This is a genomic window from Vibrio sp. 10N.222.52.B7 (assembly GCF_041474275.1).
Taxonomy (GTDB): Bacteria; Pseudomonadota; Gammaproteobacteria; order Enterobacterales; family Vibrionaceae; genus Vibrio; species Vibrio crassostreae_C.
Window position 1 is genome coordinate 134,456 of record NZ_JBFRTU010000011.1, and the last position, 24,460, is coordinate 158,915.

25 protein-coding genes are annotated in these 24,460 nt (G+C 44.5%); 18 read left to right on the top strand and 7 right to left on the bottom strand.

Annotation, left to right across the window (positions count from 1 at the left end; translation table 11 throughout):
• Nucleotides 1-90 precede the first annotated feature (90 nt).
• Together AB4512_RS04670 and AB4512_RS04675 are read right to left on the bottom strand one after the other, a co-directional pair.
• Nucleotides 91-534: a YaiI/YqxD family protein gene (locus AB4512_RS04670; protein ID WP_017063355.1), complete on the bottom strand. Its 444-nt coding sequence runs from the start codon at nt 532-534 to the stop codon at nt 91-93.
• A 54-nt stretch (nt 535-588) separates the two neighbouring features.
• Nucleotides 589-876 carry a hypothetical protein gene (locus tag AB4512_RS04675; RefSeq protein ID WP_017069390.1) on the bottom strand — a complete coding sequence of 96 codons (288 nt, stop codon included), beginning with the start codon at nt 874-876 and terminating at the stop codon, nt 589-591.
• A gap of 768 nt (nt 877-1,644) precedes the next feature.
• Between AB4512_RS04675 and AB4512_RS04680 the strand changes: the two genes are divergently transcribed.
• Complete coding sequence (locus tag AB4512_RS04680; RefSeq protein ID WP_017060749.1) at nt 1,645-2,163, top strand: GNAT family N-acetyltransferase; 519 nt, start codon at nt 1,645-1,647, stop codon at nt 2,161-2,163.
• Here the strand turns inward: AB4512_RS04680 and AB4512_RS04685 are convergent.
• A complete protein-coding gene (locus AB4512_RS04685; RefSeq protein ID WP_017060748.1) occupies nt 2,129-2,437 on the bottom strand; it encodes a DUF3301 domain-containing protein in 309 nt (102 codons plus the stop codon). The two genes, AB4512_RS04680 and AB4512_RS04685, sit on opposite strands and share 35 nt — an antisense overlap.
• 84 nt (nt 2,438-2,521) lie before the next feature.
• Nucleotides 2,522-3,562, bottom strand: a complete 1,041-nt coding sequence (locus AB4512_RS04690) for a DUF3549 family protein (RefSeq protein ID WP_017060747.1) — start codon at nt 3,560-3,562, stop codon at nt 2,522-2,524.
• An 87-nt stretch (nt 3,563-3,649) separates the two neighbouring features.
• Between AB4512_RS04690 and AB4512_RS04695 the strand changes: the two genes are divergently transcribed.
• Together AB4512_RS04695 and truC are read left to right on the top strand one after the other, a co-directional pair.
• Nucleotides 3,650-3,964 (top strand): YqcC family protein, encoded by a 315-nt coding sequence (locus tag AB4512_RS04695; protein WP_017063358.1) that lies wholly within the window; start codon nt 3,650-3,652, stop codon nt 3,962-3,964.
• Entirely contained in the window at nt 3,964-4,713 is a 750-nt protein-coding gene (gene truC, locus AB4512_RS04700; protein ID WP_017060745.1) for a tRNA pseudouridine(65) synthase TruC, read from the top strand. The genes AB4512_RS04695 and truC overlap by 1 nt, the downstream gene beginning before the upstream one ends.
• Before the next feature lie 153 nt (nt 4,714-4,866).
• Here truC and AB4512_RS04705 read toward each other — a convergent pair whose 3' ends face one another.
• The 3 genes from AB4512_RS04705 to map all read right to left on the bottom strand — a co-directional run bounded on the left by AB4512_RS04705 (nt 4,867) and on the right by map (nt 9,070).
• On the bottom strand, nt 4,867-5,250 hold the full coding sequence (locus tag AB4512_RS04705; RefSeq protein ID WP_004734354.1) for a DUF3461 family protein: 384 nt from the start codon (nt 5,248-5,250) through the stop codon (nt 4,867-4,869).
• Nucleotides 5,251-5,431: 181 nt separating this feature from the next.
• The gene (gene glnD / locus AB4512_RS04710; protein ID WP_017060744.1) at nt 5,432-8,053 is read right to left on the bottom strand and encodes a bifunctional uridylyltransferase/uridylyl-removing protein GlnD; all 2,622 of its coding nucleotides are present in this window, start codon (nt 8,051-8,053) and stop codon (nt 5,432-5,434) included.
• A 138-nt stretch (nt 8,054-8,191) separates the two neighbouring features.
• Nucleotides 8,192-9,070, bottom strand: a complete 879-nt coding sequence (map, locus tag AB4512_RS04715; RefSeq protein WP_017060743.1) for a type I methionyl aminopeptidase — start codon at nt 9,068-9,070, stop codon at nt 8,192-8,194.
• A gap of 457 nt (nt 9,071-9,527) precedes the next feature.
• On the opposite strand from map, the gene rpsB reads away from it, so the two are divergent.
• The 15 genes from rpsB (at nt 9,528) to rnhB (ending at nt 24,454) form a co-directional block, all read left to right on the top strand.
• Entirely contained in the window at nt 9,528-10,259 is a 732-nt protein-coding gene (gene rpsB / locus AB4512_RS04720) for a 30S ribosomal protein S2 (protein ID WP_032546326.1), read from the top strand.
• A 141-nt stretch (nt 10,260-10,400) separates the two neighbouring features.
• On the top strand, nt 10,401-11,246 hold the full coding sequence (gene tsf / locus AB4512_RS04725) for a translation elongation factor Ts (protein ID WP_017063361.1): 846 nt from the start codon (nt 10,401-10,403) through the stop codon (nt 11,244-11,246).
• A gap of 161 nt (nt 11,247-11,407) precedes the next feature.
• The gene (pyrH, locus tag AB4512_RS04730) at nt 11,408-12,139 is read left to right on the top strand and encodes a UMP kinase (RefSeq protein ID WP_017060742.1); all 732 of its coding nucleotides are present in this window, start codon (nt 11,408-11,410) and stop codon (nt 12,137-12,139) included.
• Nucleotides 12,140-12,237: 98 nt separating this feature from the next.
• Complete coding sequence (gene frr / locus AB4512_RS04735; protein WP_017060741.1) at nt 12,238-12,795, top strand: ribosome recycling factor; 558 nt, start codon at nt 12,238-12,240, stop codon at nt 12,793-12,795.
• A 98-nt stretch (nt 12,796-12,893) separates the two neighbouring features.
• Entirely contained in the window at nt 12,894-13,646 is a 753-nt protein-coding gene (locus tag AB4512_RS04740) for an isoprenyl transferase (RefSeq protein WP_017063364.1), read from the top strand.
• 15 nt (nt 13,647-13,661) lie between these two features.
• Nucleotides 13,662-14,504, top strand: coding sequence for a phosphatidate cytidylyltransferase (locus AB4512_RS04745; RefSeq protein WP_017063365.1), 843 nt, complete (start codon nt 13,662-13,664; stop codon nt 14,502-14,504).
• Nucleotides 14,505-14,555: 51 nt separating this feature from the next.
• Nucleotides 14,556-15,764, top strand: a complete 1,209-nt coding sequence (gene ispC, locus AB4512_RS04750) for a 1-deoxy-D-xylulose-5-phosphate reductoisomerase (protein ID WP_017060737.1) — start codon at nt 14,556-14,558, stop codon at nt 15,762-15,764.
• Nucleotides 15,761-17,119 (top strand): sigma E protease regulator RseP, encoded by a 1,359-nt coding sequence (rseP, locus tag AB4512_RS04755; RefSeq protein ID WP_017060736.1) that lies wholly within the window; start codon nt 15,761-15,763, stop codon nt 17,117-17,119. The genes ispC and rseP overlap by 4 nt, the downstream gene beginning before the upstream one ends.
• A 48-nt stretch (nt 17,120-17,167) precedes the next feature.
• Nucleotides 17,168-19,573 (top strand): outer membrane protein assembly factor BamA, encoded by a 2,406-nt coding sequence (gene bamA, locus AB4512_RS04760; protein ID WP_017069384.1) that lies wholly within the window; start codon nt 17,168-17,170, stop codon nt 19,571-19,573.
• A gap of 27 nt (nt 19,574-19,600) precedes the next feature.
• Entirely contained in the window at nt 19,601-20,101 is a 501-nt protein-coding gene (locus AB4512_RS04765) for an OmpH family outer membrane protein (protein WP_017056311.1), read from the top strand.
• A 5-nt stretch (nt 20,102-20,106) separates the two neighbouring features.
• Nucleotides 20,107-21,138, top strand: a complete 1,032-nt coding sequence (gene lpxD, locus AB4512_RS04770) for a UDP-3-O-(3-hydroxymyristoyl)glucosamine N-acyltransferase (protein WP_171732507.1) — start codon at nt 20,107-20,109, stop codon at nt 21,136-21,138.
• A gap of 93 nt (nt 21,139-21,231) precedes the next feature.
• Nucleotides 21,232-21,684 (top strand): 3-hydroxyacyl-ACP dehydratase FabZ, encoded by a 453-nt coding sequence (gene fabZ / locus AB4512_RS04775; RefSeq protein WP_009847408.1) that lies wholly within the window; start codon nt 21,232-21,234, stop codon nt 21,682-21,684.
• Nucleotide 21,685: 1 nt separating this feature from the next.
• Nucleotides 21,686-22,474, top strand: coding sequence for an acyl-ACP--UDP-N-acetylglucosamine O-acyltransferase (gene lpxA, locus AB4512_RS04780; RefSeq protein WP_372174540.1), 789 nt, complete (start codon nt 21,686-21,688; stop codon nt 22,472-22,474).
• 129 nt (nt 22,475-22,603) lie between these two features.
• Entirely contained in the window at nt 22,604-23,800 is a 1,197-nt protein-coding gene (gene lpxB, locus AB4512_RS04785; protein WP_017069380.1) for a lipid-A-disaccharide synthase, read from the top strand.
• A gap of 33 nt (nt 23,801-23,833) precedes the next feature.
• Entirely contained in the window at nt 23,834-24,454 is a 621-nt protein-coding gene (rnhB, locus tag AB4512_RS04790; RefSeq protein ID WP_017069379.1) for a ribonuclease HII, read from the top strand.
• Nucleotides 24,455-24,460 lie beyond the last annotated feature (6 nt).

A 24,460-nucleotide genomic window follows, 5' to 3' on the forward strand; every position in this document is an offset into this window, starting at 1 on the left:
TTCTAATTGATATTAAAAAAACCTGCATTGTTTGCAGGTTTTTTGATTTTTTATGGAGAGATAGAACTAGGCTAAGCTCGGATGAGCCAGCTAGCGTTTGGCTAGAATTCTATCTAAGTGGTTGGCAAACTCACGACGGTCGGTTTGAGAAAGGGCACTTGGTCCACCCGTTTGGATGCCACTTGAGCGCATGGTATCCATAAAGTCACGAATGTTCAGACGCGCTTTAATGGTCTCTTTGGTGTAAAGCTCACCACGAGAGCTGAGTGCTTGCCCACCTTTAGTGATCACTTCGTCAGCCAGAGGGATATCGGATGTAATCACAAGATCGCCGGGTTCAGTGCGCTTTACGATTTCATCATCAGCAATATCAAACCCGCTTGGCACTTGAATTGAGTGAATGTTATTGCGTTTAGGAACGGGAACCAGATGGTTTGCCACAAAGGTACATTCAACCCCTGTGCGCTCAGCTGCGCGTACGATTGTTTCTCGGATAACCTTTGGACAAGCGTCCGCATCAACCCATATCTTCATAGTGTTCTATTTCTCTGTTAGCTTATTTATCGGTCAACTTATTGCTCAGTTGCCTTATTGATCAGTTAGTTTAGCTTCAAGCATGGCAACGCGAGCAGTGAGTTCAAGGATTTGCTTTTCCAGTTGGCTAACACGATCAAGTGCTGGCTCTTCTTGTGTCGCGACTTCAACTTTAGGAACACGATTTGCGCTTTTCCAGCTCTTGATGGTCGTGATTAAAGCGGGCATCGGAACGGATGTGCTCATACGAGCCTTAACTAAAGCAACTGTCGGCTCTTTCCCTTGCGCTTGCAGTCCTTCAAGCACTGATTTCAACTCTTCAGAAACATCTTTTGTCAGCATGTTGATCTCCATTTTTAGTCTTTAGTCATTTTACTCGCTCTGGTGAATGATAGCGAATCATAAAACCGCCCATGGCTTGTGAGAGATCTCTTACAAAGGTTGTGAGATAACACGAATACATCGCTAGAGAGATTGATGTGCACATGGTTAAGGTGTTGAATTTTAATTGTTTTATATAATTAACAACTTTCTTGAATTCAAAATGTGATGCAAATCTATTGTCCGAAATCCTAAATCGCGTAAATTAAACCTTGTCGGAAGGATTCTGACACGGAACAGGAAAGCACCAAGGATTTGGTTATCTTCAGGATGAAGATTTGGTTACTTAGGATTGAGTGATCAAGCATGGAGCGTAAGGACATTGTAGGGATACAGTCAGTTAACAGGAAGTTAGCTGCAACGGAATGACAATGGACACCTTTAGGATTAAAGGGTTGGATTAGCATCAGGACGATGTAAAGGACACCGCTCACGGAACAAGTGATGTGCGCTAACTAGGATTGTTAGCTTTCAGGATGATTGGACACCGCTAGGACGGCGAAGTAAAGGAAAGAGCTGAAGGATTACAGCCACTATTATGGATGATGCATGGAGCATTAATTAGTAGCCGGACTGCTGCGAGTAAGACCCTAGCCCTGACACTTCGGTGTCGGGGCTTTTCTTTTCCTAAGGCTTTTTCTCTATCTAGGGGCTCTCTTTAATTCAGGAGCTTTTATCTAAGCACGCGACATCTGCTTTTCTGCTAATGGTCAACACAAGGAGTGTTTTATGACGATAGCAACCTCAAGAACGCTGTTGGTACCTTATACCGAGCAGTTAGAACATGACTTTATCAAGTTGAATTGCTGCCCCATCAATCGTGCTGAAATGAACGGGCCGCATTCTATTGCCTCTGCAAAACACCTATTTCAAGAAATACTGAACGACAACGTTGGTTTTTGCCGAGCCATTATCCACAACCAAACCCGCGAATACCTTGGGCATTTGTTTGTTTCGTCTGAAGAAGGGAAGCATGAACTGGGATTTATTCTGGACAAGGAGTTTTGGAATCAAGGCCTTGCTAGTGAAGTGCTAAAACCTTTCTTTAGTTTGGTTTGTTTTGAAGAACACCTAACGAATGTTGTCGCGACCGTTAATGTTGGTCATAACCCATCAATTAAGTTACTTGAAAAGTTAGGCTTTGCATTTAAAGAGACCAAACAAGATCAGTTTGGCCCTTATCATGAATATAGTTATACCGCGTATTGCGACGTTACATTCTATGAGGCTGTAGCTCAAACCGCATAGAACGGAAGCCCACCATGGTCAGTTTCCCTTGGTACAGGTCATCACCTAACGCTGAAAACTCAAATTGATACACGGTGTGCCAGCGCCAAATGGTGGTGAGCTCATGGCGCATCTTAAGTTTATGACCACTAAAGGCAACACTTAATAGCTGTAAGTCGAGCTCTTTACATTTTCTCGCAATGGCAGCTTTCGCAAGCTCGGATTGCCTGCGCTGTTGCCAAAACAGAAAGCAAAAGAAGCACAGCATCAAAATAGCCAATAAGTTATCTATCATTTAATCCATACTTCCTTTTATCTCTCTATTCCGTTCGTGATTTGAGCTTTTTGTTATGAGCTACTGAGCTGTTCTGTCTGGTATCTATTGCGACTTAGCCGCTTGTTGTAATTCTACAAGTGCATTGGCGAGTTCTGGTGATGGGTTCGAGTTCAATAATGGTAAAAATACCATTCTCAGTGTCGGAATCATCACTAAATCTGCAAATAACTGATTGAACAAGTTTTGGTTGCCCGTTTGTGCGAGACGCAGCAAGAACTGCTCAGCAATCGCAGGATCTTGCAGTGCGTGCCAGCTGCGACCAGCCAAACCAATCAATACTTCTTGGTGGCTTAAGCGCGGGCTAGCCAGAACTTGGTTAATTACGGCGTTGGTTGTGCTTTGCTCTGCGCCAGAAAGGGCACGTACCAGTGCTGACAGTAAGAACAGATCTGGCTCTTGACTGTTAATCTCATTCTCTGCCATTTCTTGTAAGCGTTGAGCGAGCTTGTCATTGATTTGCGTATGCTCAAGCGCCCCGAGAGTCGCGTATAGAGGTTCTGAAGGCAGCTTATTCAATGCTTTGCGAATCGCGACACCATTTTGTTGGCTGCCTAAACGAGCACACATATCAGTGATGCCTTGTAGGCCAACGGTTTTCCAGTTGTCCCAGCCTAGATCGCCTGTGAAGTAGTGTTGAGCGTGTTCGTAGTATTGGCTCGTTGCAAGGTCTAAACCTGCTCTTACTTGGCTATGGAACACGGCCATTTTGTCTTCTGAAGGCTTGAAGGTATATGGGTTGTTTGACAGCTTTTGTTGTTGCTCTTCGCTGATCTCACCGTTCAAACGTGTGCCCATCGCTTCGATAACAAACTTAAGGAAATTGCCGACATCACCTTGATGTAATAGGCCTCTTTCGTCCAGTTTGAATTTTAGGAACCAGATCCAAGGTTGCTTGTGTTCGTTCCAGTAACTAATCGCTAAGTGAGCTTGTTTCTGAAGTGGAAATGGGTACGGCTGTTTCCCTTGCTCAACATCAGAGAATAAGGTGTTGTCGATCTTCTGAATACGGCGACCTAGGTCGTAGATATCGTACTGGCAACCGCTATTCTTTAGTAACTGAGTGAGCGTGTGAATCGTTTCCATAGTAATAAAGCTCCTAACTTTCTTTCCTAAATAGATGGTACTCTATGCCCCAATTTCAAGGTCACTAGATAAATAACTTGGTGAAAAATGACAGCAGCCACAAAGTTACCTCTTTTACTTCAACAATTAGAAGAACAAATGCGCCAATGTTCGCTATGGAGCACGCTTCCGCCTTCGGATGAAGCTCTGGCGAGCGTTGAACCTTTCGGGATTGATTCGTTACAACCGGAAGAGTGGTTGCAGTGGATCTTTATCGTTAAGATCAACGCAATGATGGATGCCCAAATGAGCCTACCGAAAGGCTTTGCTATCCATCCTTATTTTGGTGAAGTGTGGAAAAATGAGGCAGACAAAGTCGAACTGCTAGTGACAATTCAGAGCATTGATGAGGTATGTGCGTAATGTTAGAGATCATTTATCAAGATGAGTACTTTGTCGCGGTGAATAAGCCCGCTGGCATGCTAGTGCATCGTTCATGGTTGGATAAACACGAAACGCAATTTGTTATGCAGACATTGCGCGATCAAATTGGTCAGCATGTATTTCCATTACACCGCTTAGACAGACCGACATCGGGTGTGTTGGTGTTTGCGTTGTCGAGTGAGGTTGCTTCACAGGTGATGCCAATGTTCGCTAATCATGAGATGCAAAAAACCTATCATGCGATTGTCCGTGGTTGGATAGAAGAGGGCGATACGCTCGATTATGCACTTAAGGTTGAGCTGGATAAGATCGCAGATAAGTTCGCGAAAGAAGACAAAGAAGCGCAAGAGGCAGTGACAGTCTATGAACCGCTAGCAAAAGTAGAAGTGCCATATTCAACAGGACGCTTTCCTACGAGCCGCTACTGCTTGGTTGAGATGATGCCAAAGACAGGTCGCAAACATCAGCTGCGTCGTCACATGGCTCATCTAAGACATCCGATTGTCGGTGATACTTCACATGGTGATGGTAAGCACAATCGACTGTTCCGTGATGATTTAGATTCGCATCGTTTGTTGTTGCACGCTTCTGAGCTTCGCTTTATCCATCCTTTCACAAAAGAAGAGTTGGTGATGAAGGCCAACCTTGATGAAACTTGGCTAAGGTTGTTTGAAACCTTTGAGTGGGATACTAACTTAATCGATGCTCAAACTTGCTTGTCTAAGTAAGTCTCGCGTGTTTAGGCAATCTCCAGTCTAAGTGAATAGAGAAAATAGAATAAAAAACAAAGGGCTGATAGTGATATCAGCCCTTTTTGTATCTGTATAACCTTAACGGCATAACTAATGTTGGTTAGTTAACAGTAATAGTTAGTCGCGGGATCATTTTAGCTTTTCTAGATCAGCTTCGATCTCAGCGATCTTGCTTGATACCACTTTCTCTAGATGGCGTAAGTCGGTAAGGATCTTCTGCTTCACATCCACCTCAGCCGTTGGCGTCGGTTTGGTGATTTTGTTGAGTTCATCAATCACAAGAGTGAGGTTGCGGTTAATCTCTGTCACTTCTTTGTATTGATTATTGCCACCGCTAACAAGCACACTTTTTACTTGTCGTGGGTACTTAAATTTAACGCTTTTCGCGAACAGTTCCCCTTTCTGCTTACGAAAGTAAATCTTCAGGATATCTTTGTGCGCTTCTTGGCGAAGGGAGTAACGTTCAATCTGTTTAGGTTCGTGGATACCTAAGCCAGTGAGGTTTGGATACATAAGCGACCTCTAGGTTATGAATGTAATACTTTTATGTAATTGACTTGATCAATGTAGCAGCCTAACGACGAGCTAGATAGTTGATATCTGTGAATTGATTGTAAGTTGTGGGCAAGATCGCTCTCTATCTTTGCCCACACTTATTTGGTTATTAAACCTGTTTTTAGACTGAATTCGCTTTCTAAGGTGCGAGTTCAGAAACGTGCTCGGTTAATCGTTCTCTTAGTGCCTGTTCTTGTTCTTCAGACAGCCTTCCTCCCGCTTCACTGGTCAGAATAAACAGATCCTCTGCTCGCTCACCTATGGTGGTGATTTTGGCACCGTGCAAGTTGATGTCTAGCTCCGCAAAGGTTGCACCGACTTGAGCCAATAACCCCGGCGTATCAAGAGCTCTTAACTCCATCAAGGTACGTTTCTTGCTCTTGGTTGGTAGGAACTCAACTAAGGTTTTGACCTTAAAGTGTTGCAAGTTACGTGGCGTGCGACGCGTCTTAATCTTAGTCGGGCGGCCATCAGTCAATACATGAGTCAGATGTTTAGCAACGGCTTTGTGTCTTGCTTCATCAATCGCTTCGCCGTGCTGGTCTAGTACGATAAAGGTATCCAAAACATGACCATCTTTGCTAACCATGACCTGCGCGTCATGAACGTTAAAGTTACGTCTGTCGAGTTCGGCAACCACGGTCGCAAACAGTGCTGCTTGGTCTTTACAATAAACGAACACTTCTGTGCCACCGCGCGTCGCTTTCTTACTGATCAGCACTAACGGTTGGCTTGGGTCTTCTAGGCGAAGTAAGTGCTCACAGTGCCAAGCGATTTGTTTATGTGTGTGACGCAAGAAATAATCGGCCTTAAAGCGTTGCCACAACACTTCAATCTCACGAGCGGTGAAGCCTTCTTTACGCAGCAGTGCTGATGCCATTTGTTGGTTGTGACGAATACGGTCTCTGACATCGACAGGGTTTTCCAAGCCGCGGCGCAGTGCTCGCTGCGTTGAGTGGAACAGCTCAGCTAACAGGGTTCGTTTCCAACTGTTCCATAGCTCAGGGTTAGTCGCACAGATATCGGCAACGGTTAAACAAACCAGTAGCTCGAGTGATTCTTCATCACGCACTTTTTTGGCGAATTCGGTGATCACATCTGGGTCGTAGATATCACGACGTTGAGCCGTTACTGACATCAATAGGTGATTTTGTACCAACCACGCGACTTGTTTGGCTTCAGGCTTCGATAGCCCGTGTTCAATACAGAAAGAGTAAGCCTCAACCGCACCTATCTCAGAGTGGTCTCCGCCGCGGCCTTTGCCGATGTCATGGAAGATAGCGGCAAGGATCAGCAACTCTTTCTTCTGTACTCGAGGATAGACTTCACAGCAGATAGGGTGCTTATCGTGGTTTTCGATTTGACCAAAGCGGTTGATGTGCTTGAGCAGGCGGATACTGTGCTCATCCACGGTGTAAACATGGAATAGGTCAAACTGCATCTGACCAACGATCTGGCTCCACTGCGGTAAGTACGCAGAGAGCACGCCCAATTTGTGCATTAAGCTAAAGGCTTTGTGCAGGGCATTAGGGTGGCGAACTAGATCCATGAACTTGTCACGAGCTTCAGGAATGGTATGCAGGAATCGGTTCAATCGACGGCGTGCCGTACGCAGTTGTCGCAATGTTGGTGGACTTACCCCTTCGATAGTCGAGTCATTGGCGATATGGATGAACATATCGAGAATGGTTTCTGGTCTTGCTTGGAATAGGGCAGGCTTGCGCGCTTCGATCAACGAACCTCGACGTTGGAAATCACTATCGAGAATTTCAGCGTCTTGGGTTTGACCGCCATTGATGATCGCTTGATCGAACAGCTTAAGCAGCATCTTATTCAGTTCAGCAACACGACGAAGGGTTCGGTAGAACTCTTTCATCATCATCTCAACACCACGGTTTCCTTCACCCGTATAACCCAGGTGTTCAGCGACTTGAGCTTGATGCGCGAACGTTAAACGGTTGTCGTAACGGCGCAGTTCAATATGCAATGCAAAGCGAACACGCCATAAAAAATCTTGGCACTCAACGAGCTCACGATATTCAGCATCGGTCAGAAAGCCGTATTTGCTCATCTCTAACAAAGAGGTCGCGCCGAAGTGGCGACGCGCAACCCAGCTCAGGGTATGGATGTCTCTGAGCCCTCCCGGAGTCGATTTGATGTCCGGTTCTAAATTATAGGTGGTGTCGTGGTAGCGAGCATGACGCTCTCTCTGTTCTTGAATCTTGGCTTTGTAAAACGTCTCACTTGGCCAAAATGAATCGGAATGAATCTTCAGTTTTAGTTCTTGGAAAGTGTCTTCACTACCACATAACAATCGCGACTCTTGTAGGTTGGTCGCGACGGTTAAATCATCGGTGCCGATATCGAGACACTCAGTAATAGTTCGCACAGCATGGCCAACTTCGAGCTTTAAATCCCAAAGTAGAGTAATGAATTGACTGACCTTTTCACCAAGAGCTGGTGGTAGTGTTTTTTGCGAGACAATGAGAATATCAATGTCAGACAAAGGATGCAGTTCGCCACGACCATAACCACCCACTGCGACAAGTGAAATATGAGGCAGTTTGTTGAATCCGAAATTTTCCCACAAACGATTGAGAAGTAAATCCATGTATTCGGAGCGCAGTAGAACCAAATCGGTGACGGGATGGTGGTTCAGAAATTCATTTTTTTGATACTGCGTGAAGATCTCGAGCTGATTTTTTAATTCGCAGATTTCAATTTGTTCGTCATTGAACGTAAGAGGGCATTGATAAGGCATAGTCTGCTATCCGTGCAAGCAAATGAGAATAGTAAACAATTTAACAGAAGCTGATGGAAAATCGAAATTGAGTGGATAAAAAATATCCTCGACAATGCGAGGATATTTTTAAAAGGCTGATGCGCTCAGTTCGGTGAACTAAGCGTTCTTCATGATACGTGGGATTGTATCATCGCTGCGCAGTGTTAGTACTTCACAACCAGTATCAGTTACAACCAGAGTGTGCTCCCATTGAGCCGAGTTCTTGCTGTCTGCTGTGTATACTGTCCAGCTATCTTCGTCATCAAGACGACAGCCAAACTTACCCGCGTTGATCATTGGCTCGATAGTGAAGCACATGCCTGCTTTTAGCACGGTCCGATCGCTGTTCTTGTAGTGAACTACTTGTGGATCTTCGTGGAATTCAGAACCAATGCCGTGACCACAGTAATCTTTAACAATAGAGAACTTAGCGCGTGGGTTGTTCTTGTTGTTTGTTTTGATGTACTTCTCGATAGCAGTACCGATTTGACCAAGTTGAACACCTGGCTTAACTTGGCGCATGCCTTCGTAAAGTGCTTCTTGAGCAACCATGCACAGACGCTTGTTTGCAGGTGAAACCTCACCCACTAGGAACATCTTAGAGGTGTCACCGTGGTAGCCTTGAGGGCGAGTACTAAGATCGGCATTTGCGTCATCAGGGATGATAACTGTGATATCAACGTTCAGAATGTCGCCATCTTTGAGTACCGCAGGTTTGAATTGACCTGTGCTACCCGTCTCGTCTTGTGACGCGGGAATGCCGTGACACACAATATGATTGATAGACGTACAGATAGACTTAGGGAAACCGTGGTAATCGAGTGGCGCAGAGTATGCACCTCTTTCTAGAGCGTACTCATGACAAAGCGTATTGAGCTCTTCCGTCGTGGTACCCACTTGGATGTGAGGCTCGATCATCTCAATAATGTCAGCGGCCAGCTTGCCGGCGACGCGCATTTTTTCAATTTCTTCAGCAGTTTTAATTTTTACAGCCATTGCATATCTCTTAATTTGGTAGCACCTAAGTGTGCATATTGGGGTTATTCTATCAGTGCAGCATTTTAGCGCAACATTCCCATGCCCATACATTGCTGGTGGATACTACTCAACGTGAGTGAATCGTGATCAATTTATTGAGACAGAAGTGAATGAATAGCGACACTATTTATAGGTGAAATTCGCCGATAGGGATCAGTATAGCAGTCGCCATTTTTAGAATTTTTTCTAGCCATAGATAGACAAAATATGGTATAAAGCGCGCCGGACATCAGGACTGTTTTCTCCAATTGGCGAAACAAGCTTTATGTCCACTAACTTATTTCTTTAAATCACACACATTCCGACACATGTTCCGGGGTGCCTCAACAACACAGATAACGGCTGAAAAGTGGTTAGTTGTTAGGGGTCGGATTCATGGGGGATGTGGAGGCCTAACCCCATAGAGGATTTTAAAATGGCAACTGTATCAATGCGCGATATGCTTAAAGCTGGTGTTCACTTCGGTCACCAAACTCGTTACTGGAACCCAAAAATGAAGCCATTCATCTTTGGTGCTCGTAACAAAGTACATATCATCAACCTAGAAAAAACTGTACCAATGTTCAACGAAGCTCTAGCAGAAATCGCTAAAGTTGGTGAGAAGAAAGGTAAAGTTCTTTTCGTTGGTACTAAGCGCGCTGCATCTGAAGCTGTTAAAGAAGCTGCTGTAAACAGCAACCAGTTCTACGTTAACAACCGCTGGTTAGGCGGTATGCTAACGAACTACAAAACTGTTCGTCAGTCTATCAAGCGTCTGAAAGAACTTGAAGCGCAAGCTCAAGACGGTACTTTCGACAAACTAACTAAGAAAGAAGCTCTAATGCGCACTCGTGAAATGGAGAAGCTAGAGAAGTCTCTTGGTGGTATCAAGAACATGGGCGGCCTACCAGACGCTCTATTCGTAATCGATGCTGATCACGAACACATCGCAGTTAAAGAAGCAAACAACCTAGGTATCCCAGTTTACGCTGTAGTTGATACTAACTCTAACCCAGACGGCGTTGACTTCGTTATCCCAGGTAACGACGATGCAATCCGTGCAGTACAGCTTTACCTAAACGCTGCTGCAGACGCGGTTAAAGAAGGTCGTAACAAAGACGTTGCTGCTGTAGCTGCTGAAAAAGATGGTTTTGTAGAAGCTGAATAATAGCGGCTCTGAATCACGCTTGGCTTAGCTAATATAGATTTTGAAATCTTTATTAAATGTAAGCTAAGTTATAGTTAGATCGGGGGCCTCATTTTGGCCCCTGATTTTTACCTTATTTTCGAATCAACCGAGGAATAGAGAATGGCAACTGTAACTGCTGCTCTAGTTAAAGAACTTCGCGAGCGCACTGGCGCTGGCATGATGGAATGTAAGAAAGCGCTTGTAGAAGCAAACGCTGACATCGAACTAGCAATTGAAAACATGCGTAAATCTGGCGCAGCGAAAGCAGCTAAGAAAGCTGGTAACGTTGCTGCTGAAGGCGCAATCATCATCAAAGAAGAGAACGGTGTAGCTGTTCTTCTTGAAGTTAACTGCCAAACTGACTTCGTAGCAAAAGATGCTAGCTTCACTGCGTTTGCAGAAGAAGTTGCAGCTGCAGCAGTAGCTTCTAAAGCTTCTGTAGAAGAGCTACAAGCACAGTTCGAAGAAACTCGCGTTGCTCTAGTTGCTAAAATCGGCGAAAACATCAACATCCGTCGCGTAGCTTACGTTGAAGGTGCTGCACTAGCTTCTTACCGTCACGGTGAGAAAATCGGTGTTGTTGTAGCTGGTGAAGGCGAAGCTGAAACTCTTAAGCACGTTGCTATGCACGTTGCTGCTTCTCGTCCTGAGTTTGTTAACCCAGAAGACGTACCAGCAGACGTAGTTGCTAAAGAGAAAGAAGTTCAAGTTGAAATCGCTATGAACGAAGGCAAGCCTCAAGAGATCGCTGAGAAAATGGTTATCGGCCGTATGAAGAAATTCACGGGCGAAATCTCTCTAACTGGTCAAGCTTTCATCATGGAACCTAAGAAAACTGTTGGCGAAATCCTTAAAGAAAAAGGCGCTGCAGTATCTAACTTCGTACGTCTAGAAGTTGGTGAAGGTATCGAGAAAGCTGCTGAAATGAGCTTCGCTGACGAAGTTGCAGCGGTACAAAAAGGTTAATCCTTAGCGTATTGTTTGAAAAAAGACCGTGGCAAATGCTGCGGTCTTTTTATGAATAGTGAACTATTTTTGAAGGCAACGTTAGTGGTTATGAATGCAAACTGACTTACTCAGTTTTTATCCATGACTGTTAATCATCAACTCTTTGGAAGGTAAACTCCATGACTACGAACCCTAAACCAGTGTATCAACGTATTCTGTTAAAACTTAGCGGTGAAGCGCTACAAGGCGAAGAAGGTTTTGGTATTGACCCAACGATCCTTGATCGTATGGCTCAAGAAGTAAAAGAATTGGTTGAACTAGGCGTTCAAGTTGGTGTTGTTATCGGTGGCGGTAACTTGTTCCGTGGTGCTGGTCTTGCTGAAGCTGGCATGAACCGCGTTGTTGGTGACCACATGGGTATGCTTGCAACGGTAATGAACGGCCTTGCAATGCGTGACGCTCTTCACCGTGCTTACGTAAACGCACGTGTAATGTCTGCAATCCCTCTTAAAGGTGTGTGTGACGACTACAACTGGGCAGATGCAATCAGCCAACTACGTCAAGGTCGCGTTGTGATCTTCTCTGCTGGTACGGGTAACCCATTCTTCACTACGGATTCTGCTGCATGTCTACGTGGTATCGAAATCGAAGCTGACGTAGTTCTAAAAGCGACAAAAGTAGATGGTGTATTTACTTCTGACCCTGTAGCAAACCCAGACGCAGAGTTGTATGATACGTTGTCTTACAACACGGTTCTTGATAAAGAACTTAAAGTAATGGACTTGGCTGCATTTACGCTAGCACGTGATCACAAAATGCCAATCCGTGTATTTAACATGAATAAACCAGGCGCACTACGTCGCGTGGTTATGGGTGAAACTGAAGGTACATTAATCAGCGACGCTGACTAATTTTTCGGGCTTACTGAGGTGTTGTACCTTGGCAAGCTTATCCTTATCACTCCAAATAAAAAGCTTTCTTGAAGAAAGAACATAATCAAGGTGAAATTGTGATTAACGAAATCAAAAAAGACGCTCAAGAGCGCATGGTAAAAAGTGTTGATGCACTAAAAAACAGCCTGCAAAAGATTCGTACAGGCCGTGCGCACCCGAGCCTACTTTCTGGTCTTACTGTTGAGTACTACGGTGCTCCAACGCCTTTGACTCAAGTAGCTAACGTTATCGCTGAAGATGCACGTACACTAGCTATTACAGTGTTTGATAAAACGCTGACTCCTCTAGTTGAAAAAGCAATCCTGACATCTGACCTAGGCCTAAACCCTATGTCTGCGGGTACAGTTATCCGTGTTCCACTTCCACCGCTAACGGAAGAGCGTCGTAAAGACCTAGTTAAAATCGTTCGTGGCGAAGCTGAAGGTGGCCGTGTTGCTATCCGTAACATCCGTCGTGACGCGAATGGCGATCTAAAAGCACTTCTTAAAGATAAAGAAATCTCTGAAGATGAAGATCGTAAAGCACAAGACGAAATTCAAAAGCTAACTGACGCTGCGGTTAAGAACGTAGACGAAGTTCTAGCTGTTAAAGAAAAAGAGTTGATGGAAGTTTAATTTTCCATATTCTTTTCTTTCCGGAAAAACGCTGTACTCACGGTGCAGCGTTTTTTTATGCTACTCTGTTCGACTATTAGAATTTGATTCACTCTTTTATGCATAATTCTCAAGCGTTCACAGACTCTCTTCCTAAACACATTGCTATCATTATGGATGGTAATGGTCGCTGGGCAAAAGCTCAGGGCAAGCCTCGCGTCTTTGGCCATAAAAACGGTGTTCAAGCCGTTCGTAAAACTATCTCTTCTGCAGCCAGACTTGGCATTAAAGCCGTTACTCTTTTTGCATTTAGTAGCGAAAACTGGCGTCGTCCTGAAGAAGAAGTCGGTATCTTGATGGAACTGTTTATTTCAGTGCTGTCGAGTGAAGTTAAAAAGCTTCATAAAAATAATCTACAACTTCGTGTTATTGGTGATAAAAGTCGTTTCAATGATCGACTACAAAAGAAGATAGAAGAAGCGGAAGCTTTGACTAGCACCAATACGGGTATGGTTATTAATATTGCAGCTAACTACGGCGGTAAGTGGGATATTCAGCAAGCAATGACCTCTATTGCTCAACAGGTAAAGTCTGGTGATATTAATGTAGATGACATTGATGAAGCTATGATTACACAGCACCTGACAATGGCAGATATTCCTGAAGTCGATCTACTTATCCGTACCAGTGGCGAATGCCGCATTAGTAATTTTATGCTTTGGCAGTTGGCTTACGCCGAAATGTATTTCACTGAACAATTCTGGCCAGACTTTAATGAAGACAGCTTAGTAGAAGCTGTGACTTGGTTTGTTAACCGTGAGCGTCGTTTTGGATGCACCGGTGAGCAAATTAAAGCTCTGATGGACAGTTAATAAGGATTTTTTGGTTTGAAACAACGAATTATTACGGCGTTGATTTTAGCTCCCCTAGTTATTCTAGGTATTTTCGAGTTATCACTTCCTACATTTATTCTTTCACTAGCGGTAATCTCGCTATTGGGTTTTTGGGAGTGGACTCAGTTTGTTGAAAGCAAATCACGTTATGTAGCGTTGATTCCAACGGTTGTGGTAAGTGCTGCAAGTTTTGCTTTTATCCCTTTTGATGCATTTAGCCTTAATAACTTGTCTACTGCTCACTACGCCATTCTAACGATTGGCTCGATTTGGTGGGTAATCGCGAGTGGCATGGCGGTGACTTATCCTAAGTCTATGCCTGCATGGAAAGACTCTTCTCTTCTTCGTCACGCCTTTGGTGTGCTGACTCTGCTGCCATTCTTCTGGAGTGTGGTTATCCTGCGTGCTAACGGTATCGATGCTGATCCTTACCACGGTGCTAAACTGGTGATGTTTGTTTGCTTGCTTGTTTGGGCTGCAGATAGCGGCGCATACTTTTCAGGAAAGAGTTTTGGTAAGCGTAAAATGGCACCAGCGGTAAGCCCTAATAAGACGATTGAAGGTCTTATCGGTGGCATTATTACTGCGGTGATCGTGGCTTGGATCTTTGCTGACTTGTTTGACATCCAATTCACAAGCCCACTTCACATGATTGTTATTACCCTTGTGACCGTTGTTATTTCTGTTCTAGGTGACCTTGTTGAAAGCATGTTTAAGCGTGTTTCTGGGGTGAAAGACAGCAGTAATCTGATTCCTGGTCATGGTGGTATACTAGATAGAATAGATAGCTTAACGGCTGCATTCCCTGTCTTTGCTCTGCTTTATTTAGCATTCTAATAAAAAAGGGCAGTGATTCTGCCCTTTATTACATTTCTACGGTCATATGTGATGCGAAATCTAACTATCCTTGGCGCTACCGGCTCAATTGGTGCAAGTACACTAAAAGTCGTTGAGCAAAACCCAGATCTCTATTCAGTGGTTGCACTGGCTGCAGGCTCGAATGTTGAAAAGATGCTGGCGTTAGTTGAAAAGTGGCAACCAAGCTATGTTGCTATGGCTTGCTCTGATGCAGCGTCTCAACTGACTGAAGTGTTGTCCGTGAGTTACCCTAACGTAAAAGTACTTTCAGGCACTGAAGGCATGTGTCAGGTTGCTTCTCTAGAGGAAGTGGACACGGTAATGGCCGCGATTGTTGGTGCCGCTGGTTTACTTCCTACTATGTCTGCGGTTAAAGCGGGCAAGCGTATCTTGCTTGCAAACAAAGAAGCTTTGGTGATGTCTGGGCAGTTGTTTATCGACGCCGTGGAAAAATACGGTGCAGAGCTGCTTCCTGTCGATAGCGAGCATAATGCTATTTTCCAATGCCTTCCGCAGAACGTACAAACTAACCTAGGCCGCTGTAACCTTGAAGAAAACGGCATTAACCATATTCTTCTGACTGGTTCTGGTGGTCCTTTCCGTTATACCGATGTGGCTGAACTCGAATCAGTGACTCCTGAACGCGCAATTGCACACCCTAACTGGTCTATGGGGCCTAAGATCTCTGTCGATTCTGCGACTATGATGAATAAAGGGCTAGAGTACATTGAAGCGAAATGGCTATTTAATGCTTCTCAGGAGCAGTTAAAGGTCATCATTCACCCGCAGTCTGTGATTCACTCGATGGTTCAGTACAAGGATGGCTCTGTGCTTGCTCAAATGGGCGAACCAGATATGGCAACGCCAATCGCTTTGACGATGTCTTACCCTAATCGTACCGAGGCGGGTGTTAAGCCTTTAGACTTTACTAAAGTGGGTGAGCTTACCTTCTTAGAACCAGATTTCAGTCGTTACCCGTGTTTGAGGTTAGCGATTGAAGCGTGCTACTTAGGTCAGCATGCGACAACAGCCATTAATGCAGCAAACGAGATCGCGGTCGATGCTTTCTTGAATAATCAGGTGAAGTTTACCGATATTGCTGTCATTAACGAACACGTTATGAGCAAAGTATGTGAACAACATAACTCTGAGGGTTTAGATAGCTTGGAAAGCCTTCTCGAGCTCGATAATATGTCTCGTCAAATAGCCATTCAATTTATTAAAGAGCAGCTAGCATGAGTGGAATTCTGTGGAACTTCGCATCTTTTATCGTAGCGCTTGGCATTCTGGTTGCTGTTCATGAGTTTGGACACTTCTGGGTCGCTCGTCGTTGTGGTGTGAAAGTTGAAAAATTCTCGATTGGTTTTGGTAAATCAATCTGGAGTAAAGTGGGCCGTGATGGTACTGAATACAGCTTGTCAGTGATTCCACTGGGCGGCTACGTTAAGATGCTCGATGGTCGTGTTGACGATCTTTCTGAAGATCAACAGCAATACGCTTTCGACAAGAAGCCGCTTTGGAAACGAACGGCGATTGTGGGTGCAGGCCCTGCATTCAATTTTATCTTTGCGGTGTTCGCGTATTGGTTAGTATTTTTGATTGGCGTACCCGCGGTTAAGCCCGTGATTGGTGAAGTCACTCCACAATCTATTGCTGCACAAGCCGGAATTGAAACTGGAATGGAACTTAAATCTATTTCAGGAATCAAAACCGCAGATTGGGAATCAGTCAATATGGGGTTGATATCGCACATTGGTGATCAATCCATGACAGTGACGGTTGCTTCTCAAGACGACATCGGCTTTGAGCAACAAATGACATTGGATATTTCAGACTGGTCGTTCAACCCAGAAACTGAATCTGCAATGACAACGCTGGGCTTTAGACCGTATTCTCCAGAGATATCGACCGTACTGGCTCAAATCATTGATGATGGCGCTGCATACGATGCAGGTCTTGAAGCTGGCGATAAAATTGTTGAGATTAACGGGCAACCTATTGAACAGTGGCAGTCGGTTGTTGAGTTAATTCGTGCTAATCCAATGACATCATTGGACTTGGTCGTATTGCGAAATGGTGCCGAGCAGTCATTGGTTATGACACCAAAAAGTCGAGAGCTTTCTGATGGTTCGACAATCGGCTATGCAGGTATTGCTCCGGAAGTCGCAGAATGGCCAGAAGATTATCGCTTTGAGTTACAATTTGGTGTAATTGAGTCTGTAGGAAAAGCATTTGATAAAACAGGTCAAATCATTGGATTGACACTGACAATGCTTAAGAAGCTCATCGTTGGTGATGTTGGCTTAAACAACTTGAGTGGCCCTATTTCAATCGCTAAAGGTGCAGGTACAACCGCCGATTATGGTCTGGTTTACTTCTTGGGCTTTTTGGCTCTGATTAGTGTTAACTTAGGGATTATTAATTTGGTTCCGCTGCCTATGCTTGATGGCGGACATTTGCTGTTTTTCGCTATTGAGGCCGTTACTCGTAAACCGGTACCTGAGAAAGTTCAGGAAATGGGATACAGAGTGGGAGGGGCAATCCTCTTCTCATTGATGGCTCTGGCAATATTTAACGATTTTACTCGTCTGTGAATGGTTTCTCACAGGCATTGGTAGTAGCAAGGAATAATTAGAATAAGTATGGCGATTAAGCAAATTCTGTTCGCAAGTCTATTGGCCACTAGTGTGGCTGCGAACGGAGCACAAAACTTTGTAGTTCAAGATATCAAGATCGAAGGTTTACAGCGTGTTGCACTTGGTGCAGCTCTACTGAAAATGCCAGTACGTATTGGCGATGAAGTGGATGAAAGCGATGTGTCTGAGATCATTCGTGCATTGTATGCTTCGGGCAACTTTGAGGACGTTAAAGTACTTCGTGATGAAGGTGTATTGATTGTTCAAGTTCAAGAACGACCGACCATCGCAAGCATCTCATTCTCTGGTAATAAAGCGATTAAAGAAGAACAGCTTCAGCAGAACCTAGATGCGTCTGGTGTTCGTGAAGGTGAAGCCCTTGACCGTACTACGCTGAGTAACATTGAAAAAGGCCTTGAAGATTTTTACTACAGTGTTGGTAAGTACAACGCGACAGTAAAAGCGGTTGTGACACCTCTGCCACGTAACCGTTCTGACCTTAAGTTTGTGTTTACTGAGGGCGTATCCGCTAAGATTCAGCAAATCAACTTTATCGGTAATGAAGTCTTCTCTGACTCTGAACTGCTTAGTCGTTTCAATCTGAATGTTGATGTTGCATGGTGGAATTTCCTTGCGGATGAAAAATACCAAAAGCAAGTATTAGCCGGTGATATCGAAGCGCTGAAATCTTACTACCTTGACCGTGGTTACCTTAAGTTTAAGGTTGACTCTACGCAGGTGGCGATCTCTCCAGACAAAAAAGGTGTTTACATCACGCTTGGCCTCGATGAAGGCGAAGCCTACACCGTTAAAGATGTCTCTTTCCGTGGTGAATTAATCGGTCGTGAGGCTGACTTCGAAGCGTTAGTGCCATTCGAAGACGGCGATACGTACAACGGTTCTTCGGTAACGTCTTTGGAAGAGAACGTAAAACGAATTCTTGGTGAATCTGGCTACGCGTACCCACAAGTTCGCACGATTCCTGAATTTGACGATGAGACCAAAGAAGTGTCGTTGGTTATCAATGTAGAAGCGGGCAGCCGTATCTATGTTCGTGATATTCGATTCACGGGTAACAACTCAACGAAAGACGAAGTACTGCGTCGTGAAATGCGTCAAATGGAAGGCAGCTGGCTTAACTCTAAGTCAATTGATACCGGTAAGAGCCGTCTTAACCGTTTAGGTTTCTTTGAAACGGTTGATGTACAAACAGTGCGTGTTCCTGGCAGTGAAGACCAAGTTGATTTGGTTTACAACGTTAAGGAAGCGAACTCAGGCAGTATCAACTTTGGTGTTGGCTACGGTACTGAATCAGGTGTTAGTTTCCAAGTTGGTTTGCAACAAGATAACTTTGCAGGTTCAGGTAACCGTGTTGGCGTAAGTGCCATGATGAATGATTACCAAAAGAACGTGAGCTTAGACTACCGTGACCCATACTGGAACCTTGATGGTGTGAGCTTAGGCGGTAAGATTTTCTACAACGAATTTGAAGCCTCTGAAGCGGGCATCGTCGACTATACCAACCAAAGTTACGGTACCAGCCTAACATGGGGTTTCCCTATGGATGAGCTGAACCGTATCGAGTTTGGTGTGGGCTATACGCACAACAAGATCGGTAACGTACCGACTTATATCCAAGTTGAACAGTTCGCGAGAAGTATCGACCAATACGGTGACGAGCACATCTTAACCGATGACTTCGATATCAATATTTCATGGACGCGTAACAATTTGAACCGTGGTTTCTTCCCAACTGAGGGTAACCACCAACGTGCTTTCGCTAAAATGACGGTACCAGGCTCTGATGCTCAGTACTTCAAAATGCAGTACGATGTAAAACATTACATCCCGCTGACCAAAAAGCATGAGTTCACACTATTGATGCGTGGCCGATTAGGCTATGGTAATGGTTATGGTCAAACAGATGGTAACGATAACTTGTTCCCATTCTACGAGAACTACTACGCAGGTGGTTTTACAACCCTACGTGGTTTTGGTTCTAACTCAGCTGGCCCGAAAGCCGTTTACGGAAGCAGCACAGGTAACAACCCAACCTACGATACCGCTACTGACGATTCAGTAGGTGGTAACGCGGTTGCTTTGGCAAGCTTAGAGTTAATTGTACCAACACCGTTTGCTTCTGATGAAGCGCGTAGCCAGATTCGTACCAGTGTCTTCTTCGATATGGCAAGTGTATGGGATACCGAGTTCGTAGACCGTGGCGCACCTAACAGTGGCGGCCAGTACTACTACGATTACTCTGATCCAACAAATTACCGTTCATCTTATGGTGCAGCCCTTCAATGGATGTCACCGATGGGCCCACTGGTTTTCTCTCTAGCGAAACCAATTAAAGTTTACGAAGGTGATGATGAGGAATTCTTCACATTCACCATTGGTAGAACTTTCTAATATTTAAAGGACAATATTTTGAAAAATATGATTAAAGCAGCAGGTTTAGGCCTTGTAGTTCTTAGCTCTTCTTTCTTTGCAACAGCTGCTGAAGCTGCGCAAAAAGTGGGTTATGTAAACACTGCACAAGTATTCCAGGCTCTACCTCAGCGTGAAGTTGTTCTTCAAAAAATGCAGGAAGAGTTCAAAGACAAAGCAGCTGAGCTACAGAGCATTCAAGCTGAAGCTAAAACGAAGATTGAAAAGCTTAAGCGTGATGGCGAGCTACTAGGTCCTGACGAAGTTGAGAAGCTACGTATCGAAGTAGGCCAACTAGACAGCAAGTACAAAATCAAAGCTCAAGCACTAGAAAAAGCAAGCCAACGTCGTGAAGCACAAGAGAAGCAGAAGCTATTCAAAGTGATTCAAGATGCTGTAACGAAAGTTGCAGAGAAAGAAGGCTACGACATGATCGTTGATATTCAAGCTCTGCAATACGGCAAGCCAGAATACAACATCTCTGAGAAAGTAATTAAAGCACTGAAATAAGTTTTATGAAGAATCTGACTTTAGCCGAATTGGCAACGATTACCGGGGGAGAGCTACACGGAGATGGTACAATTACCGTTTCAGCAGTCGCTCCGATGGATAAAGCGCAAGAAGGTAACATTACGTTCCTTTCTAACGTGAAGTACAGCAAGCACCTAGGTGACTGTAAAGCGTCCGCTATTATGGTTAAAGAGAGTGAGCGTGAACTGTGCAAGACTAACGTGATTGTGGTTAATGACCCTTATGTTGCTTTTGCTAAAGTTGCTCAAGCGCTTGATACTACTCCTGCTCCCGCAGCGGCTATTGCTGATTCTGCTTCAATCTCTAGCGAAGCAACCATTGGACAAAATGTGTCTATTGGCGCGAACGCTGTGATTGAGTCTGGTGTAGTACTTAGTGATGATGTGATCATCGGTGCTGGTTGCTTTATTGGTAAAAATGCAAAAATTGGCGCAGGCACTAAGCTGTGGGCTAACGTAAGTGTTTACCATGAAGTTGTGATTGGTGAAGGATGTCTGATCCAATCAAGTACTGTTATTGGCTCTGATGGCTTTGGCTATGCGAACGAGAAAGGTGAGTGGGTTAAGATCCCGCAAGTGGGTTCTGTTCGCATTGGTAACCGCGTAGAAATCGGCGCGTGTACTACCATTGACCGTGGTGCATTAGATGACACAATCATTGAAGATAACGTTATCTTAGATAACCAACTTCAAATTGCTCACAATGTTCACATCGGATATGGTTCTGCTCTTGCGGGTGGTACTATCATCGCAGGCAGCACGACGATAGGTAAGTACTGTATTATTGGTGGCGGCAGTGTGATTAATGGTCACATTGAAATCGTTGATGGCGTTACAATCACCGGTATGGGGATGGTAATGCGCAGCATCACTGAGAAAGGCATGTACTCTTCAGGTATTCCTTTACAGCCAAATAAAGATTGGCGTAAAACAGCAACGCGTGTTCATCGAATTGATGAAATGAACAAGCGTTTGAAAACCGTTGAAAAACTTATCGAGAAGAGCGCGGAATCATAATTCCAGCATTTCTAATAAAAGGCTCGCGTACAGCGAGTCTTTTTCGTTTATAATCCTTCTAATTAAATAAAGAATATATATAGGAATACGACTTTGACTACTGAACAGACAACGATGAACATTACTGAAATTCAGGAACTATTACCTCATCGCTACCCATTCTTAATGGTTGATCGTGTGACTAGCTTTGAAAAAGAAAAAACACTGACCGCAATTAAGAATGTCTCTGTTAACGAACCTCAGTTCACAGGCCACTTCCCTCAGCTTCCTGTATTTCCAGGCGTGTTGATCTTAGAGGCAATGGCACAAGCAACAGGCCTTCTAGCATTCAAATCTTTCGGTGCGCCTTCTGGCAACGAGTTGTACTACTTTGCTAGCGTAGATAAAGCTAAATTCCGTAAGCCAGTAGTACCAGGTGACCAACTGGTTATCGAAGTTGAATTCTTAAAAGAACGTCGTGGCATCGCATCGTTTAATGGTGTTGCTAAGGTTGACGGCGTAGTTGTATGTTCAGCTGAACTTAAATGTGCTCGTAGAGAGTTTTAATATGATTCATGAAACAGCGAAAATTCACCCGGCAGCAGTAATCGAAGGTGATGTAACTATCGGTGCTAACGTGACGGTTGGGCCTTTCACTTACATTGCTGGTAACGTGACCATTGGAGACGACACTGAAGTGATGTCGCACGTTGTGATCAAAGGTCACACAACCATTGGTAAAGAAAACCGTATCTTCCCACACGCTGTTATCGGTGAAGAAAACCAAGATAAGAAATACGGCGGCGAAGACACAACAGTTGTGATCGGTGATCGCAACGTAATTCGTGAAGCGGTTCAAATCCATCGTGGTACGGTTCAAGACAAAGCAACCACAGTGATTGGTGATGACAACTTACTTTGTGTTAATGCTCACGTAGCGCACGATGTTATTGTTGGTAACCACACTCACATTGGTAACAACGCTATTCTTGGCGGTCATGTAACGGTTGGCGACTACGCTGGTGTTATGGCACTTTCTGCGATTCACCCATTCTGCTCAATTGGTGCTTACGCATACATTGGTGGCTGTTCTGCAGTTGTTCAAGATGTACTGCCGTACGTGCTTGCACAGGGTAACCACGCGGCTCCATTCGGCCTTAACCTAGTAGGCTTGAAGCGTAACGGATTTGAGAAACCAGAAATTCGTGCACTACAGAAAGCGTACAAAGAGTTATACCGTTCAGGTAAAACACTTGAAGAAGCGAAAGCGGCTTTAGTTGAAATGGCGAAAGAGTTTACTTCGGTTACTCCTATGCTAGAAATGCTAGAGAACTCTGAGCGCGGTATTATTCGTTAATACTTGATATGATTGTTTACCAATCATATCAAGTACGACAATAATGACTTAATCAGATTGGTATAACAAAAAGATCGCTAATCATTAGGCGATCTTTTTTGTTTTAGGCAAGAAGGGAATTGGAAAACTATGGCACAGCAAGAAACAGCAACCAACAGCACGGACTTTGTTTCGAATGAACCACTGCGCGTAGGTATCGTTGTCGGAGAACTCTCTGGTGACACGCTTGGCGAAGGTTTTATCAAAGCAATCAAATCGCAGTACCCGAACGCTGAATTCGTGGGTATTGGCGGACCAAAAATGAAGGCGCTTGGTTGTGAGTCTCTTTTCGAGATGGAAGAGCTGGCTGTCATGGGCTTAGTTGAAGTACTTGGCCGTTTACCTCGCTTATTAAAAGTGAAAGCAGAGCTGGTAAAGTATTTCACTCAAAACCCGCCAGATGTGTTTGTGGGTATCGATGCGCCTGACTTCAACCTAAGACTTGAACTCGATCTTAAGAACGCCGGCATTAAAACAGTTCATTACGTGAGCCCTTCCGTGTGGGCTTGGCGTCCTAAACGTATCTTTAAAATCGACAAAGCAACCGACTTGGTTTTGGCCTTCCTGCCATTTGAGAAAGCGTTTTATGATAAATACAACGTTGCCTGTGAGTTTGTTGGTCACACGTTGGCAGACGCGATTCCTTTAGAGCCAAGTAAACAAGATGCTCGAGAGCTGTTAGGTCTTGATCAAGACAAGCAGTGGTTAGCCGTACTGCCGGGCAGTCGTGGCGGTGAGATGGGTTTGATTGCTCAGCCATTTATCGAAACTTGCCAGCGTATTAAGCAGAAGTATCCGGATATCAACTTTGTTGTTGCGCTCGTTAACGAGCAACGTAAAAAGCAGTTTACTGAAATCTGGCAATCGACCGCACCTGAGCTTGAATTCACGTTAGTCGAAGATACGGCAACCAACGTGATTACCGCTGCTGATTCTGTGCTTTTGGCTTCAGGTACCGTGGCTCTCGAATGTATGTTGCTTAAACGCCCTATGGTGGTTGGTTACAAAGTAAATAAGCTGACGGGTTACATTGTTAAGAAGTTGGCGATCACTGAGTTTGTGTCACTGCCGAATATTTTGGCCGGTGAAGAGATCGTGAAAGAGCATATTCTTGAAGAGTGTCACCCAGACTTTTTGTTCCCGTCTGTCGATAAAATGCTATCAGCCGATAACAGTGCCTTGATCGAACGCTTTACCGAGATGCATCACTGGATCCGTAAAGACGCAGACAAACAAGCCGCTAACGCAGTATTGAAATTGATTGACCGACCTTTTGTTGAAGCATAAAGCGCTTACTTACAGAATATTAAGAGATTAGTTATGGCAGTAAAAGAGAAAAAAGAGCTTCCTCCATTTGAATACCCGCAAGGCTACCAGCTGTTTGCTGGCGTGGATGAAGTAGGACGTGGCCCTTTGGTTGGCGACGTGGTGACTGCTGCGGTTATCCTCGATCCAAACAACCCAATCGAAGGCTTAAACGATTCAAAAAAACTGTCTGAGAAAAAGCGCCTTGCTCTGCTTCCTGAAATTAAAGAGAAAGCATTGGCGTGGTCGGTTGGTCGTTGTTCACCACAAGAAATTGATGAGTTGAACATCCTGCAGGCAACCATGGTCGCCATGCAGCGCGCTATCGCTGGGTTGAGCGTTCAGCCTGACATGGCACTGATCGATGGTAACCGTGTTCCTCAACTTCCAATGGACGGTCTGGCTATTGTAAAGGGCGATTTACGAGTAGCAGAGATCAGTGCGGCGTCTATTATCGCTAAAGTGGTTCGCGACCAAGAGATGGAAGAACTCGACAAACTGCATCCAGAGTTTGGTTTTGCTAAGCATAAAGGTTACCCGACCAAAGCGCATTTCGAAGCGATTGAAAAACATGGTGTAACCGAGCATTACCGAAAGAGCTTTAAGCCAGTAAAACGTATTCTTGGCATAGACTAGAGCTTT

Bases quoted from the DNA above. Each gene is read 5' to 3' on its own strand.
- AB4512_RS04690 (WP_017060747.1), bottom strand. From the start codon at position 3,562: ATGGAAACGATTCACACGCTCACTCAGTTACTAAAGAATAGCGGTTGC.
- AB4512_RS04685 (WP_017060748.1), bottom strand. From the start codon at position 2,437: ATGATAGATAACTTATTGGCTATTTTGATGCTGTGCTTCTTTTGCTTT.
- glnD (WP_017060744.1), bottom strand. From the start codon at position 8,053: ATGCCTTATCAATGCCCTCTTACGTTCAATGACGAACAAATTGAAATC.
- ispC (WP_017060737.1), top strand. From the start codon at position 14,556: ATGCGAAATCTAACTATCCTTGGCGCTACCGGCTCAATTGGTGCAAGT.
- map (WP_017060743.1), bottom strand. From the start codon at position 9,070: ATGGCTGTAAAAATTAAAACTGCTGAAGAAATTGAAAAAATGCGCGTC.
- tsf (WP_017063361.1), top strand. From the start codon at position 10,401: ATGGCAACTGTAACTGCTGCTCTAGTTAAAGAACTTCGCGAGCGCACT.
- rseP (WP_017060736.1), top strand. From the start codon at position 15,761: ATGAGTGGAATTCTGTGGAACTTCGCATCTTTTATCGTAGCGCTTGGC.
- AB4512_RS04765 (WP_017056311.1), top strand. From the start codon at position 19,601: ATGATTAAAGCAGCAGGTTTAGGCCTTGTAGTTCTTAGCTCTTCTTTC.
- AB4512_RS04680 (WP_017060749.1), top strand. From the start codon at position 1,645: ATGACGATAGCAACCTCAAGAACGCTGTTGGTACCTTATACCGAGCAG.
- lpxB (WP_017069380.1), top strand. From the start codon at position 22,604: ATGGCACAGCAAGAAACAGCAACCAACAGCACGGACTTTGTTTCGAAT.
- lpxA (WP_372174540.1), top strand. From the start codon at position 21,686: ATGATTCATGAAACAGCGAAAATTCACCCGGCAGCAGTAATCGAAGGT.
- bamA (WP_017069384.1), top strand. From the start codon at position 17,168: ATGGCGATTAAGCAAATTCTGTTCGCAAGTCTATTGGCCACTAGTGTG.
- AB4512_RS04675 (WP_017069390.1), bottom strand. From the start codon at position 876: ATGCTGACAAAAGATGTTTCTGAAGAGTTGAAATCAGTGCTTGAAGGA.
- rpsB (WP_032546326.1), top strand. From the start codon at position 9,528: ATGGCAACTGTATCAATGCGCGATATGCTTAAAGCTGGTGTTCACTTC.
- AB4512_RS04705 (WP_004734354.1), bottom strand. From the start codon at position 5,250: ATGTATCCAAACCTCACTGGCTTAGGTATCCACGAACCTAAACAGATT.
- truC (WP_017060745.1), top strand. From the start codon at position 3,964: ATGTTAGAGATCATTTATCAAGATGAGTACTTTGTCGCGGTGAATAAG.
- pyrH (WP_017060742.1), top strand. From the start codon at position 11,408: ATGACTACGAACCCTAAACCAGTGTATCAACGTATTCTGTTAAAACTT.
- AB4512_RS04695 (WP_017063358.1), top strand. From the start codon at position 3,650: ATGACAGCAGCCACAAAGTTACCTCTTTTACTTCAACAATTAGAAGAA.
- lpxD (WP_171732507.1), top strand. From the start codon at position 20,107: ATGAAGAATCTGACTTTAGCCGAATTGGCAACGATTACCGGGGGAGAG.
- AB4512_RS04670 (WP_017063355.1), bottom strand. From the start codon at position 534: ATGAAGATATGGGTTGATGCGGACGCTTGTCCAAAGGTTATCCGAGAA.
- rnhB (WP_017069379.1), top strand. From the start codon at position 23,834: ATGGCAGTAAAAGAGAAAAAAGAGCTTCCTCCATTTGAATACCCGCAA.
- AB4512_RS04740 (WP_017063364.1), top strand. From the start codon at position 12,894: ATGCATAATTCTCAAGCGTTCACAGACTCTCTTCCTAAACACATTGCT.